A 13,707-nucleotide genomic window follows, 5' to 3' on the forward strand; every position below is an offset into this window, starting at 1 on the left:
GCATTCCCCTCAACGAAGGCCATCGGGTACAGCCCCCTCCATCGGTGCCGGAGTCACCGATGTGTCCGTGGCCTTCCAGGGGGACCCGAATCGCGCCAAGTAGTGCCATACCTTCTTGACCGCCTGGGGGTCATAGAGGCCGGCACATGCGGCGTCCGCGACGATCCGCGGATCGAGCATGCCGTCGACCGCGATCCGCTCGCCCAAGTCGACGTAATCCTGACCGCGGTAGCCGGGGTGACGTCGGAGTTCTTCGACGCCGAGCCGAAAGCCCGGGTGCCACTCCACCGGGCAGCCGAGACGCAGCGCCGCGTCCTCGACCGTCGTGCCTCGGTAGCAGGGGTCCAGAACCAGCGCTTCCACATGGCATCGCAGCCGGACCGGCCCGTGCACCTGAGCCTCGATGTAATCGTCCAGCTCGTCCTGTCGATCGGCGAGGGCAAGCTCGATGAGCCCCATGCGGGCCACAACACCGAAATCCGACGGTTCGAGGAAACTGTCCGGGTAACAGAACGTGCTGCGCGTCAGCGTCTGGGGCGTCAGCCGGAAGTGGGCCGAGCCGAACCGCGGGGCCCCGCCGACCGGCTTGCGACGGAAGTTCAACGCCCCGTAGACGGGCCGCTCCTCAGCGGTCGCTTCGTCGTACGCGCCGCCGAAGATCCGGCTCTCCCAACGCCACCGGTCGCCGCCCGGATGCGCGGTCAGGCCGCCGTTGCTGGTCCCAGTGACGAACTGTGAGTGGTAGACGCCGGCCTCGGCCATGGCGTCCAGGATCGGTTTGCCGTGCAGCAGGCGGTCCGGGTGGAAGTTCAGGGTCACCCGCAATGCGGGATCCATCGGAGGGCCCGACGCCAGTTCCGCGACATGCCCAAGGGCCCGTTCCTGCGCTGTCCGGGAAGCTGTAGAGCTCATCAGCACAGTGTTCCCCAACCTGATCAACCGGTGCACGCGGATTGTTCGCGGACAGGATGCAGCGTATGAGCCCTTGCCGCCGCCAGGTCGACGTACGCGGTGCTACATCGAGCCCGGTGCCCGGCTTTGACTTCGGCACTCGTAGACTGCGCGGTCATGACACAACGATGGCCCTTCATCCACCACGTCACTTTCATCGCCTCGGACCTCGATGCGAGCACCCGCTTCTACACTGCCGCGCTCAAGCCTCTTGGCGTTGTCGGGGAAGCGGCTGACGGCGGAGCGGAGTTCTGGGAAGAGGAGTTGGACACTCCTTCCTTCGGTCTGTACCCCGCGGGTGACGCCACGGTGACCCGGGGCGCACACATCGCGTTCACCGCACGCGACCGAGCCTCGGTTGACGCCTTCTACGAGGCCGCCCTGACCGCTGGTGGCACGTCCCGGTACGAACCCCGGCTCTGGCCTGAGTACCGCGCCTATTGCGCGTTCGTGGACGACCCGGACGGCAACAACATCGAAGCCGTTTACAAGGAGCAGGTGTAGGCCGCGTTCCCGAATCGGTGCGCGAGGCAATCGCAGGGGGATTCAGTCGCCGGACGCGACGATCGTCCGCGCGGCCCGTGCCGCTTGGGCCGCTATGCCCGCAATGCTTGACGTTATGAACGGACCGCCCCCGGCGAGGTCTCCCACCACGTGCAGGCGTGGGTCAACCGGAACAAGCCCCCCGGCCGGGTGCGGCTCGGCGGAGCCGTCGGCCAGCAAGGCCGTGACCAACTGCCCGGCCCCCCGGGGGATCGCCCGCGGTGGCGGGTTCACGGCGTTGATGACGGCGTCGAAAATGCGCTCGCCGTAGTCACGGCGTACCCGGAACCCCCCTTCCGCCGCCTCGATCTTGCGGACGCCTACGGCGACGTCGAGTTGCCCGGAGTCCAACATCCGCAGCATGGTGGCGGCGTTCACCGGAACCATCGGTGAGGCCACACTCGTCGCCATGCGGAAGTAGCGCCGCAGCCGCTCACGGTCGGGCTCGGGCAGCAGCCGCCACGCATACGGGCCAAGGCTGTGCGCTGTCTCCTGAAGGACCCGGCGGCCGATCCTGGAGTCGTCGACAGCGTCCAGTTGCGCCCTCAAGCGCCGGACCGGATCTTCGGTTGTGGTCGCCAGCAGGTCGGCCACGAAGCCTTCGAAGTCCTCTCCGGCCTCAGCCAGTTCGGCACGCAGCAGCCCGATGAGGTCCTCAAGAGCGACGGCACCTTGCTGCCGGTGCAGCATCGCCACCCGCTCGGCGGTCACATGCTGCGGCCGGTGCTCGACCGGGCGCTGCCAGACATGGGGCAGCACACCACTGCGGGACAGCAGCGTGATCGGTCCCGTGTGCCCGCGCGCGGCGAGCGACACGACGACGTCGACCGCGGTGAGGCCGCTCCCGATGACCGCGACGTTGCTGTCGGCCGCGACCCGTTGGAGTGTGCGTGCCAGCGGGTACGGATCGTCCACGAAACCGGAGGCGCCGCCGAGACCGTAGTGGTCCTGCGGCGTCCCCCCGCCCACGCACAAGGCCACGTGGTCGGCCTCGTGCCCACGTCCGTCCTCGGTGCGCACCGACCAGTTGGCCCCGGACCTGGCTACCCCGATGACACGGGCGGTGACGACCCGCACCCGCCAGCCGACTTCGCACAGGATGGCCAACGCCGTCTCCGCAGTGTGTGCCAGGTACTCGCCGTAGAGAGCGCGCGGAACCAACGGCTGGCCCAGCCTTTCATCGAGGTGAGCCGGGCCACGCGTGCCCAGCCAGGCCGCGTAGTGCCCGAAGTCCGGGTGGTGGATCGACATGATGGCCGGCGGGGCGTTGACCAGCACCGTGTCCAGGTCAGGGCCGTACGGGCGGCCTCGCCAAAGATGCGGGGACGGCTCGAACACCGTGATGGCCCCAGGGCTGCCAGGGCTGTCGGCGGTGGCCGCCAGCGTGTCCAGCAGGCCGACCGCGGCAGCACCCGCTCCGACGATTGCGATGTCCATGTTCTTCCCTTCACACCCTCACGTTCCAGGCCGCCGCCGCAAGGAGCCGCGGCCTCATCGAGCCTCGCCGCCGCCCATGCCTAGCCCCATCCCCCACTAGCGGTGACCGGCCGGGAATGTCCCCCTCAAATGGGGGGTTGGCGCAGGGCAGGAGGGCGGGCAGGCTGGCCTGCGTCCAGACCAGACGAGACCAGACCACGGGAAGGATCTCCATGCCTGATGCGCGCCGCCACGTCGAGGTGCTGTCAGGTCACGCCAAGATCCTGTCGGGTGCGGATCGGGTCACCGATACACGCGAACTCTTCAGCCGGACGTCCGCCAAGCTGCGACGGCTCATGCCGTTCGACTCGGCCGTATGGGCGGCCACCGACCCGGAGACCGGTCTCATCACCGCGCCGATGCTGGTGGAGAACCTCGGCTCCGGCGAAGGCTGCGCCGAGTACTGGGAGAGCGAACTCCTGGAGGAGAACGTCCTCCCGTTTCGAGACCTTGCCCGCGCCACCGTCCCGGCGGCCGGTCTGCGCGCGGCCACCGGCGATCTCCCCGCGCGCAGCGCGCGCTTCCGCCGGCTACTCGGGAGTCAGGGCGTGGACGACGAGCTACGGGCCGTGCTGCGGGTCGGCGACCGGCCATGGGCCGCGGTGAGCCTGTTCCGTATGCGTGGTGGTGCCCCGTTCGGCCCGGCCGAGACCACGCTGCTCGCCGGTCTGTCCGGTCCGCTGGCCTCGCGGATACGCCGGTTCGCCCGCCCGTCCGCGTCCGGCGGCGGAGCTGACGCACCCGCGCCCGGACTGGTGCTCTTCGATCCCTCCGGCGAGCCGACGTCGATCAACGAAGAGGCGCGGCAGCACCTCGCGCAGCTCCCTGAAGGGCCCTCCATCCCCTCGCAGTTGGGCCTGAGGCTGCCGATCTGGGTGGTCGCCACCGCGTTGCAGGCCCGGGCGATCTCCGAGGGCCGCGACCGGACGGGCGGCGCGAGGACACGTATCCGAACCGTTGACGGCCACTGGTTGACCTGCCACGCCTCCTGTCTCAGCGGCCCCGCCGGGCAACCCGGTCCGGTGGCGCTCGTCATCGAGCCGACGGCCGCCGCCGACCGGGCGGTCCTCATCGCCGAGGCGTACGGCCTGACGTCGCGCGAGCTGGAGATCACCCAGCTCATCACGCGTGGGCTTCCCACCACGGAGATCGCCGCAACGCTGTTCATCTCTCCGCATACCGTGCGCGACCACCTCAAGGCCGTCTTCGGCAAGGCGGAGGTCTCCAGTCGAGGCGAACTCGTCGCGCGATTGTTCGCCGAGCATTACCGGTGACCGAGGCACTGGGTGGGCGTGTTGTCTCCGCGCCGACCCGCCCGCCTGGGCATCGGACCGGTGTCAGGCGGTGTCCTTACTGAGTCTCAGGCGGTGTCCTTACTGAGTGTCAGGCGGTGTCCTTGCTGATGCGTGCCATGGTCATGCATAGGTCATCCAGTAGTTCGCGCATCGGAGGGGAGTCCTCCGCCGGTGCGGTTGCGACCGTCTCGAGCCTGGACCGCAGCTCCACGAGACGCGGGTCAGCCGTAGTGTGCGCCTCCAGGACTTGGATCGTGCGCCGGGCGGCATCAATGCAGCGCAGAGGAGGGTATTCCTGCGGCTCGTCCAACAACCCGCGGCCCACGCTGAGCAGATAGGCGGCGAGCAGAGTCAGATCGTCGTGCAGTTTCAGCTGGTCGGTATCGGCCGTCGTCGTCATGGCTCGGTCACCTCTCGTATAGCGCCGGCGCCGGGGCGGCTGTGGTGCCGCGGCCGATTCGATCGGTACGGGCGCCCGTTGGGGGTGGATCGGCAGCAGGTCCGCAGCTCGCGGCAAGTGTGGAGCCAGCTTGGCATCCATCGGCGCCCCTATACCGCAGGCACCCCGGCGGCAGGTCGGGTTTCCAACAATGTGGCGACGCAGTGCGCCACGCCGTAGCTCAAGCGGGTGACTTCACTGGGCAAAACGAAGGAACTCGGGTGCTCCGAACGAGGCTGGGAAAACACCGCAGGGTATGGGGGAATCATGACTGCCGAACCTCCTGCTTCGCCTGTGCCCGAGATTTCCCCTACGCATTTTCTGCGGGTACTTACGTCTCGCAGCGTGATGCGTTCCTACACCGACGCGGTTATCGGTCCAGAGATCATCGACGCATTGTTGCAGGGCATGGTTTCGGCTCCGAACGCCGCGAATGCCCAGGCCTGGTCATTCATCGTCATTCAGGACAAAAGCAATATTCGGCGCCTGCGCAGTTTCGCCCCCGGAGTGTTCGGTATCCCCTCAGCAGTAGTCATGGCATGCATCGATGACAATGACAGCCTGGGAAATTCCGCCGACAGAAGGGCAATGAGTCTCTGCGTTGCCATGGCCGTACAGAATTTGCTGCTGACCGCCCATGCACACGGTCTTGGCGCATGCCCCGTTCACAGCTTTCGCGCCGAACCCCTGCGGTTCCTGTTCGGGTTGCCTTCTTCGATCAAGCCTGTACTGCTGGTTCCGATCGGCTACCCCGCGTACAAGCACCGCCCTTCCCAACGCCGGGACCCCCAGGAGATCATCAGCTATGAGCGGTACGGTCGGCGCAATCCGTGACCGCCCTGTACTGATCAGGCGTAGAGCTCGTCGATCACGGTGAAGAGGTCGACCGTATTGCCATCCTCATCGAGGGCATGGCGGCCGGTTTCCAGGAAGTACGGGTAGACCCATCGGCCGTGCGGATCGATGTTGAGCAGCCGCTCCGAGGGGTACACGCCGAGGAGCTGCCCAGGGACGGATGCGCGGTCCGCCGTCATCTCACGGAGAATTCCTCTGCTCCGCTCGAAGACCTTCCACTCGGTTTGGTTCTCGACCGCAATACCCATGCTGGGGGCGCTGTCTTCATGAATGTTGGCGGCACGCAGTTCCTCGACGACGTAGCTGGCGGGACCGAAATCGGCCACCTCTTTCGGCGGATCGAGGTCCAACAGCAGCTTCCACACCGGGTCGCCGCCGGCGGCCAGCACGGCTGTCAGGTCATCGGCGCAGGGAATGGCTCCCCGGCGTACGGCCTTTCGTAGATGCGGTGCGAGCTCGCCCAGTGCCGATGATTCTCTGACAAGGACATCCTGCCGGTCAATGGCAGCGAGCTCAGATCGCAAACGGTCCCGGAACAATCCTGCGGCGAGCGCATGCCTGGCATCGACCATACGGAACCACTCAAGGGCCAGCTCCGCACTGACCAGTCCACCGCAGTAGGCGTCCAGCAAGTACAGGTAGTACTGCACGCGGGGTATATCGATGGTTATGTTCAACGGCACGGTGCGGGGCAGGGCTGCGGCCACATCGGCGATGAGGCGTACCCTCCGCAAAACCGACTCGTACTCGTACAAGGACGGCCCCGGAGTCTCCTCGATCGCGGCCAGAGGGCAGGGGAACGGAGTGCTTTGCGCGTGCAGGAGGTCCACCCGAGCACCGTTGTCGCTTCGGCCCCACAGCGTCCCGCTGCCGAACACGCAGGGGCCGCTCACCAGGTTGATCTCACCGGGAGTCTCCGCGGGCAGGTGCTTGGCTCCCATGAGATGAAGGAAGTGGCGCTGCGGGCCAAGGCGCGCTTCGGCGAAGATGACGGTGGTGCCTGCCCCCATGTCGATGCTCAGCGCTCCCTGTCCCGCCATCGGTTGCGCGGTGCCAAGGCACCGGCCCAGCTCACCGATCCGGTGCAGGACTCGGGCGGAGGCCCGACGCTGGGCCGAGCCGTCCGCGGGGTGGTCCGTGAACGATACGAAGTGGACTCCCGTCATTCCGGGAATGACGGGGCAGCCGCCGTCGTCCGGCATCCGGATGCGCCGTATCCGCGGAGCCTCACCGCGCCGCCACGGATGGTGCACGGCGGCGATGGCCGGCTGGGGGCAAGCGTCAGGACTGCTGTGCATGGTGGATCTCCCGTACGGAACCGGCGCCACCCGATGAGGCAGAGGCCGGCACCGACACCAGTCGTTGAGCGGAAACAGCCAACTCGGCACACCGCCATTCCCACCTACCTGCACTGCTCAGTCACTCATGATCCGTCGGCCCGTTCCAGGCGGAGAGAGTCGTACTAGGCCGCTCGGGTGACGACTGCCTGAGAGCGGTACGACGTCCGGAGAAGGTCGGGGAGCTGAGTGCGAGCAGGTCAGCGCAGGTCTGAGTACGGCGGACAGCAGCGGTCCGGTGGTACGGGGTTGCACCTTCCGTAGCGGCATGTGGTCCGGTGGACTTACGTCCCGATGCCTTGAAGAACCCGATGCCTTGAAGAAGAGGTCCCTGCTCATGCATTCGTCTTTCACACCACCCCGCCAGGTCAAGATCGGTGACGCGGCGGCCTTCGTCGGCAGCACGCCACGGGCCATTCGCCATTACCACGAGATCGGGCTGCTCCCCGAGCCTGAGCGGGGCGGCGACGACCGCCGCCGCTACGGGTACGAGGACATGATCCGCCTGCTGTGGATTCGTAAGATGGCCGATGCCGGGATCGCCCTGGACGACATCCGCGACGCCTTTACCACCGGCACGGCCTCCAACGGCACGGCTTCCGCCGGTGCGGACAGCGGAGAAGGTATCGCGGGCATCCTGGAGCGGTTGGAGGAAACCCTCGCCGAGCAGGAGGCGGAATTGCGGCGGCAACGGGCCGCCGTGCGGCGGATGCGCACCGAAGGCAGCCGGATGGGCCTGCTTTCCGACCTCGTCACCGACCGCCTCAAGAGCCTGCCCGAGGGCTCCCTGCGCCAGGCGGACCTGGACAGCCTGCTGGTCACTGAGCGGATCTTCGGCCCGCTCGGCGCGGCCGTCCAGGCCACCCGCTTCGTCGTCCTGGCCACGCATCCCACTCTGCGGGAGGATTCCGACCGCATCGATGACGCCGAGGAGGCACTCGATGACAGTGTCGCCGTCGATGATCCACGAGTGGCTCAAGTGGCCGCCGAGCGGCACGCCTTCGAAAGCGCCCTGCAAGCCGCCATCGAGGAGTCCGGCCTGGATAAAGACGACGATGACCTCTTCGACGCCTGGGACACCGTGCACCCTGCCACCGCCGATGACGGCGAGGGCGAGGGCGAGGCCGACCTCGGCTCCGGCAGGCGGGAGGCCGACTCCATGAGCGTGTTCGAAGCCACCGGCAAGATGCCCTACGACTTCTCCCCGGCCCGCCTGCGCTGTATGGAACTGGCCGAAGAACTCTCCGCCCAGGACTCACCCGCTGCCTAGGAGGTGGCGGTCTTGTCGTACCGGGTGACGATCCCTCCCGCGAAGACGGACCCTGAAGACGGACCCTGGAGGGCGGCCCCGGCTCAGAGGTCGAAGGGGACGCCTGTGAGCTGCTCGCTCGCCGCCCACAGCCGCCTGCCCTCCGCGGGGTCGTCGGCGCCTCTGGGGAGCTTGGCGGGCTTGGGGGTGCCGGAGCTCTGGTCCCGTCCGGCGGGGCCGATGAACCTGCCCGACTGGACGTACGGGCTGGTCGCCGCGTACAGGGAGGGCCAGGCCGCGCCCTCGGCCGAGCCCATGAGCAGGCGTGCGGCGATCGGGGTGATCATGCGGCTCAGCGCGCCGTTGCCGTGCTGTTGCAGACCGGTCATCGCCGACCCCGGGTGGACGACGAGCGCCTCGACGGGGCTGCTCGCAGTGCGGCGCGCGAGTTCGAGGGTGTAGACGATGTTGGCGCGCTTGGACTTGGCGTAGGCGCCCATGGCGCGGTAGCTCTCTTCGCTCATCAGGTCGTCCAGTCTGCCCATCGGCCACCGCGCCGCGATGGCGCTGACGGTGACCACCCGCGGTGCGGACGAGCGGCGCACGGCGGGCCAGACCTGGGCGTCGAAGGCGAAGTGGCCGAGGTGATTGGTGCCGACCGTCAACTCGAGGCCGTCATGGGTGGTCCGCCGCTCGGGCAGGTTCATCACGCCGGCGTTGTTGAAGAGCAGGTCGACCGTCTCGGTCTCGGCGATTCGGGTGGCCGCGTCGCGGACGGAGGAGAGGTCGGAGAGGTCTAACACGAGGGTGTCCGTCCGGGCCCCGGGAGTCGCGGCGCGCACAGCTTCCGCGGCCCGGTCCAGCTTGGTCTGGCTGCGACCGGCCAGGATGACGCGGGCCCCGTGCCGGGCGAGCGCGCGGGCGGTCTCCAGTCCGATCCCGCTGTTCCCGCCGGTGATCAGCGCGGTGCGGCCGGTCTGATCGGGGATGTCGTCGGGAGTCCAGTGGTTCACCGTCGTCACGCTCCTCGGATTCGTTGTTTTGTGCTCGGCGTTTTGCGCTCGGCGTTTTGTGCTCGGTCGTGCGGCGCTCGGCGTTTTGTGCTCGGTCGTGCGGCGCTCGGCGGTTTCGTGAGGCCGCGCCGGCACCCCCTTCAGACCGGCGGTCTGTTCGACTGCGGTCCCAACGTAGGAGACCACCGGTCTGATGTCAAAAGACCGGCAGTCTGTAACCTGGGGGCATGACGAACTTTCAGCGCGCGCGCAGTGAGGAGCAGCGCGAGGTACGGCGCCAGGCCATCCTCGACACCGCCGCCGCCATGCTTGAGGAGATGCCCATCGGCGAGATCAGCCTGAACGAGCTGAGCCGCCGCGTCGGGCTGGCGAAGTCCAATGTCCTGCGCTACTTCGAATCGCGTGAGGCGATCCTCCTGGAACTGCTCGACCGTGCCTGGCGGCAGTGGGTCGCCGACTTGCCCGCCCTGGTGCACGCCGGCATCGACCAGGACGCCCCGGTGAGCCGGCGTGCGGAGCAGTTCGCCGCCGTCATCGCGGGCTCCCTCGCCCAACGCCGGGTCCTGTGTGACCTGCTGAGCGCGCAGGCGGGCGTACTGGAACACAACGTTTCCCCGCAGGTGGCCGCCCGCCATAAGCGCGCGGCCGTGGCCAACGTCGTCGCCATCGCGGCGTTGGCCCACCAGTACCTTCCTGAACTGGGCGACAGCGCACCGCAGTTGACCGCAGCCATGATCATGACCATCGGCGCCGTGTGGACACACGCACGGCCCTCCCCGGCGATGCTCGCCGCCTACGAAGCAGACCCCTCACTCACCGCGTTCAAGCTGGACTTCGTGACTGCCTTGCAGGAGATGCTGGCCACGCTCACCGCGGGCACCATCGCCCGCGCCTCCGCCTGAGCCCGTCCAGGCAGCAGCCGTGGGCCGCGGCGACCGGCCCATGCCAACCGTGCGCTCACTCCGGCGCGTACGTCCGTTCAGAACACGCGGTCGCGCCGGATGTGGTGCGGGATGAGGTCGAGGAAAGCGTGCAGCGCCCGCGTCGGCGCCCGCGTCGCCGAGGCGACCACGCTGAGCGTCCAGGACAGATGTGCGTCTGCGAGGGGTACGGGACACACCGCGTCGCCGGCTGCCTCCGCGAAGTCCGGGGGCAGCAGCGCCACGCCCAGCCCGTGTGCCACGTACTCCGCGATCGTGGTGATGTCCGACACCTCGATCAGGACACGCCGGGACAGCTCAGCCTTCGTGAACGCGTCGTCCACGGCCTGGCGTTGGCCGAACCCTATGGGCATGTCGATGAAGGGTTCCCCGGCAATGTCCTTCAGCCGCACGCTCTTGCGGAGAGCCAGTGGGTGACCGGCGGGAACCAGCAACTGGACGTGGTACTTCTTGACCACCCTCACCCTCAGGTGCGCGTCCGTGATGTCGGCTCCCACGAAAGCCACGTCGACATGGCCTTCCTTGATTTTTTCGACCAGCCCGGAGGTTCCCCGCTGGGAGGTCTCGGTACGCAACCGGACCTCCGGATGGCGCCGGTGGAAGTCACCCGCCAGCGCGGGCACGTCGATGACGGTCAGCCCGCTGAGAACGCCCACGGTGAGGCTGCCGCGCAGCCCCGTGGAGAGCGGCTCCACCGCGGCCCTGGCCCGGTCGAGTGCCTCGATCGCGGTGCGCGCCTCGGGCAGGAACGCCGAACCGGCCTCCGTCAGTCTGACCGACCGCGTGGAGCGGACGAGTAGCTCCGCCTTCAGGTCCTGCTCCAGGGCCTTGATGCCGGCCGAGAGCGTGGACTGCGTGACGTGCAGTTGCTGGGCAGCGCGCGTGAAGTTCAGTTCCTCGGCGACCGTGATGAAGTACTCCAGCTTCTTCTGATCCATCGATCCCTCACCACCAGTCCCTTATTCATCGACCATATTCATCGACGGCATATTCATCGACATTTCCGATTGGTTGTTCGGAAACATTCGTTGGACACGATAGCCAGGAGGAGTGACCGTTGTCGTGCAGGGATCGGCCCCCTGCTCCTTCCTGAAGGGCTACGACATGACCACTCCCACCGCACCGCCCGGGTCGGACCGCCGCCCTGCCGGGCCCGGTCCGCAGCCACCGGGGCGCTCCCGCCCGTCCGTGTCCCGCGGCGGGTCCCTGGCCGTCGCGGCGGCCATCGCCGCCGGAATGGTGGTCCCCGTACAGGCCAGGCTCAACGGTGAACTGAGTCATCGCCTTGATGACGGCATCGCCGCAGCGGCGATCAGCTTCTCGGGCGGGTTCGTCCTGCTGTCCCTCCTCGCCCTCTTCTCCTCCGGGCTACGTGGCGCGCTGCGCCGGATGGCCGGGGCAGCCCGGGACGGCCGGCTCCCCCGCCGGTACCTGCTGGCCGGGGTACTGGGCGGCACGTTCGCGCTGGCCCAGTCCACCGCCGCGCTGATCACCGGCATCGCCGTGTTCACCGTGTCGGCCATCGCCGGGCAGACCCTCAGCGGTCTGATCGTGGACGCCCGGGGCATCGGCGGCGGCTTGAGGCAACGCCCGGGCGCGGCCCGGCTCACGGGAGCGGCCGTCATCCTGGTGGCCGCCGTCGTGTCCGCCCTGCCCCGCTTCGCCGACACCCCCGCGCCCGCCGCCATCGTCCTGCCCGCCCTCGCCGCGATCGCCGCCGGCTTCCTGCTCGGCGTACAGCAGGCCCTGAACGGGGCGTCGACCGCCGCGTCGGGCTCGCCGCTCGCCGCGACCTGGCTCAACTTCTGCGTCGGAGCGGTGTTCCTCACCGCCGCCTGGGGCGTGAAGACACTCGTCCAGGGAACGTCGGGGCACCCGCTGCCCACGAGCTGGTGGGCCTACCTCGGCGGCCTGTGCGGCATGGTGTTCATCGGCGCCTCGGCAGTCCTCGTACGCCGGATCGGTGTGCTGTTGCTGAGCATGGCCTCGATCGCGGGACAACTCGCCAGTTCGATCGCCCTGGACTTCCTGGTCCCCTCCGGCGGTCAGTCCCCCTCCGTCCTCACCGTACTCGGCGCGTTGCTCACCTTCGCCGCCGTCTGGATCGCCTCCCGGCGCCCACGTGGCACCACCGGCAAGTGATCCACATCTGTGCCCGGACCTCGACAAACAAGCGACACAGTGCCGCCCGCGGCACGAAAGGAACAACAGATGTCCCACAACCAGCCGCAGAACAAGGAACGCATCCTGATCAAGGGCGCGTACCTGATGACGCAGGACGACAAGCTCGGCAACTTCGTGGGTGACGTCCTCGTCGGCGACGGCAGGATCCTCGAAGTCAGCCGGGACCTGTCCGCCGGCCGGCAGGTGTCCGACGACCGGGCCCGGGTCGTCGACGGCACCGGGAGCGCCGTGCTGCCCGGCTTCATCGACACCCACCGCCACAACTGGCAGGGGGCGCTGCGCAACCTGGGCCCTGCCTGGACCTATGAGGAGTACCGCAGCAACGTGCAGATCGGCCTCGGCCAGCACTTCGACCCGCGGGATGTCCACGTCGGCAACCTGGCGGCGGACCTGATGTCCCTCGACTCCGGGGTGACGACCGTGCGGGACGAGTCCCACATCAGCAACAGCCCCGAGCATTCGGACGCGGCGATCACCGCACACTGGGAGTCGGGCATCCGCGCCGTCTTCGACCACGGCTGGCCGTCGACGGAGGCCGAGCAGTGGCAGTTCGGCAGCAACCGCACCCACCCCGCCGACATCCGGCGCATCCGCGACGAGGTGCTGTCCGACGACTCGGCGCGGGTCACGCTGAACGCGATGCTCCGTGGACCGGAGCTGTCCACCCCCGGCGTGTCCGAGCAGGACATCCGGCTCGCCCGGGAGCTGGGCCTGCGGATCAGCATGCATGTGGGCCTCGGTGAGTGGGGGGCGGAGCAGCAGGCCATCCGGCAGCTCGCCGAGACGGGGCTGCTGGCCTCCGACATGACGTTCATCCACTGCTGCACGTCGACCGACGAGGAGTTGAGGATGCTGGCCGCGCACGGGGCGACCGCGTCCGTCGCCGGCGCCCTGGAGGTCTTCATGCCGGGCCTCGGCCAGCCGGCCACCAACCGGCTGCTGGCCGCCGGGGTCCGCCCGAGCCTCAGCGTGGACACGGAGACGATCGTGAGCGGTGACATGTTCGGCGTCATGCGGGCAACGCTCGCCTACCAGCAGCTGATCCTCGCCGGTGCGGCCGGGCCCATGGACCGGATCGCAGGACTGCCGACCTTCGACGCCGCCGACCTGCTGTCCTTCGCGACCATCGAGGGCGCGCGGGCCGCAGGGATCGACCACCGCACCGGCAGCCTGACCCCCGGCAAGGAGGCCGACCTGATCATGATCCGCCTCGACCACGCCAACCTGCTGCCCGCCACGGACGTCGCCGCCACGATCGTCGCGGGCGGCCACGCCGGCAACGTCGACATGGTCGTGGTGGCCGGTGACGTCCTCAAGGAGAACGGTGTGCTGAAGGCCGGGGACACCGTCTTCGACGAGGCCGCGGCCTCCCGTGACCGGCTCTTCCACGCCGCCGGCCTGCCGCTGCGCGCCTGAGAGCCTGT

The 13,707-nt window shown here is 68.5% G+C and carries 13 protein-coding genes; 7 read left to right on the forward strand and 6 right to left on the reverse strand.

From position 1 onward, the window contains the following. Nucleotides 1-9 precede the first annotated feature (9 nt). Nucleotides 10-912, reverse strand: coding sequence for a DUF3626 domain-containing protein (locus ACRAKF_RS00740; RefSeq protein ID WP_447034701.1), 903 nt, complete (start codon nt 910-912; stop codon nt 10-12). A 156-nt stretch (nt 913-1,068) separates the two neighbouring features. Here ACRAKF_RS00740 and ACRAKF_RS00745 point away from each other — a divergent pair, with 156 nt between their 5' ends. Beyond that, on the forward strand, nt 1,069-1,455 hold the full coding sequence (locus ACRAKF_RS00745; RefSeq protein ID WP_447034702.1) for a VOC family protein: 387 nt from the start codon (nt 1,069-1,071) through the stop codon (nt 1,453-1,455). A 42-nt stretch (nt 1,456-1,497) separates the two neighbouring features. Here the strand turns inward: ACRAKF_RS00745 and ACRAKF_RS00750 are convergent, their stop codons facing one another. After that, a complete protein-coding gene (locus ACRAKF_RS00750) occupies nt 1,498-2,931 on the reverse strand; it encodes an FAD/NAD(P)-binding protein (RefSeq protein ID WP_447034703.1) in 1,434 nt (477 codons plus the stop codon). Nucleotides 2,932-3,143: 212 nt separating this feature from the next. Here ACRAKF_RS00750 and ACRAKF_RS00755 point away from each other — a divergent pair, with 212 nt between their 5' ends. After that, on the forward strand, nt 3,144-4,244 hold the full coding sequence (locus ACRAKF_RS00755) for a response regulator transcription factor (protein WP_447034704.1): 1,101 nt from the start codon (nt 3,144-3,146) through the stop codon (nt 4,242-4,244). A 109-nt stretch (nt 4,245-4,353) separates the two neighbouring features. On the opposite strand, the gene ACRAKF_RS00760 is transcribed toward ACRAKF_RS00755, so the two are convergent. Further along, nucleotides 4,354-4,665 carry a DUF6092 family protein gene (locus ACRAKF_RS00760; RefSeq protein ID WP_447034705.1) on the reverse strand — a complete coding sequence of 104 codons (312 nt, stop codon included), beginning with the start codon at nt 4,663-4,665 and terminating at the stop codon, nt 4,354-4,356. Between the two features lie 306 nt (nt 4,666-4,971). Between ACRAKF_RS00760 and ACRAKF_RS00765 the strand changes: the two genes are divergently transcribed. Then, the gene (locus tag ACRAKF_RS00765; RefSeq protein WP_447034706.1) at nt 4,972-5,538 is read left to right on the forward strand and encodes a nitroreductase family protein; all 567 of its coding nucleotides are present in this window, start codon (nt 4,972-4,974) and stop codon (nt 5,536-5,538) included. Between the two features lie 14 nt (nt 5,539-5,552). Here the strand turns inward: ACRAKF_RS00765 and ACRAKF_RS00770 are convergent, their stop codons facing one another. Beyond that, nucleotides 5,553-6,761, reverse strand: coding sequence for a hypothetical protein (locus ACRAKF_RS00770; protein WP_447034707.1), 1,209 nt, complete (start codon nt 6,759-6,761; stop codon nt 5,553-5,555). A 472-nt stretch (nt 6,762-7,233) separates the two neighbouring features. Between ACRAKF_RS00770 and ACRAKF_RS00775 the strand changes: the two genes are divergently transcribed. Beyond that, the gene (locus tag ACRAKF_RS00775; RefSeq protein ID WP_447034708.1) at nt 7,234-8,166 is read left to right on the forward strand and encodes a MerR family transcriptional regulator; all 933 of its coding nucleotides are present in this window, start codon (nt 7,234-7,236) and stop codon (nt 8,164-8,166) included. Nucleotides 8,167-8,249: 83 nt separating this feature from the next. Here ACRAKF_RS00775 and ACRAKF_RS00780 read toward each other — a convergent pair whose 3' ends face one another. After that, the gene (locus ACRAKF_RS00780) at nt 8,250-9,158 is read right to left on the reverse strand and encodes an oxidoreductase (protein ID WP_447034709.1); all 909 of its coding nucleotides are present in this window, start codon (nt 9,156-9,158) and stop codon (nt 8,250-8,252) included. Nucleotides 9,159-9,385: 227 nt separating this feature from the next. Here ACRAKF_RS00780 and ACRAKF_RS00785 point away from each other — a divergent pair, with 227 nt between their 5' ends. Beyond that, entirely contained in the window at nt 9,386-10,060 is a 675-nt protein-coding gene (locus ACRAKF_RS00785; RefSeq protein ID WP_447034710.1) for a TetR family transcriptional regulator, read from the forward strand. A gap of 77 nt (nt 10,061-10,137) precedes the next feature. Here ACRAKF_RS00785 and ACRAKF_RS00790 read toward each other — a convergent pair whose 3' ends face one another. After that, nucleotides 10,138-11,037 carry a LysR family transcriptional regulator gene (locus ACRAKF_RS00790; protein WP_447034711.1) on the reverse strand — a complete coding sequence of 300 codons (900 nt, stop codon included), beginning with the start codon at nt 11,035-11,037 and terminating at the stop codon, nt 10,138-10,140. A gap of 112 nt (nt 11,038-11,149) precedes the next feature. Here ACRAKF_RS00790 and ACRAKF_RS00795 point away from each other — a divergent pair, with 112 nt between their 5' ends. Together ACRAKF_RS00795 and ACRAKF_RS00800 are read left to right on the forward strand one after the other, a co-directional pair. After that, entirely contained in the window at nt 11,150-12,241 is a 1,092-nt protein-coding gene (locus tag ACRAKF_RS00795) for a DMT family transporter (RefSeq protein ID WP_447034712.1), read from the forward strand. A gap of 69 nt (nt 12,242-12,310) precedes the next feature. Beyond that, nucleotides 12,311-13,699, forward strand: coding sequence for an amidohydrolase family protein (locus tag ACRAKF_RS00800; RefSeq protein WP_447034713.1), 1,389 nt, complete (start codon nt 12,311-12,313; stop codon nt 13,697-13,699). Nucleotides 13,700-13,707 lie beyond the last annotated feature (8 nt).

The sequence above is a fragment of the Streptomyces sp. DSM 118878 genome (genome assembly GCF_052936595.1).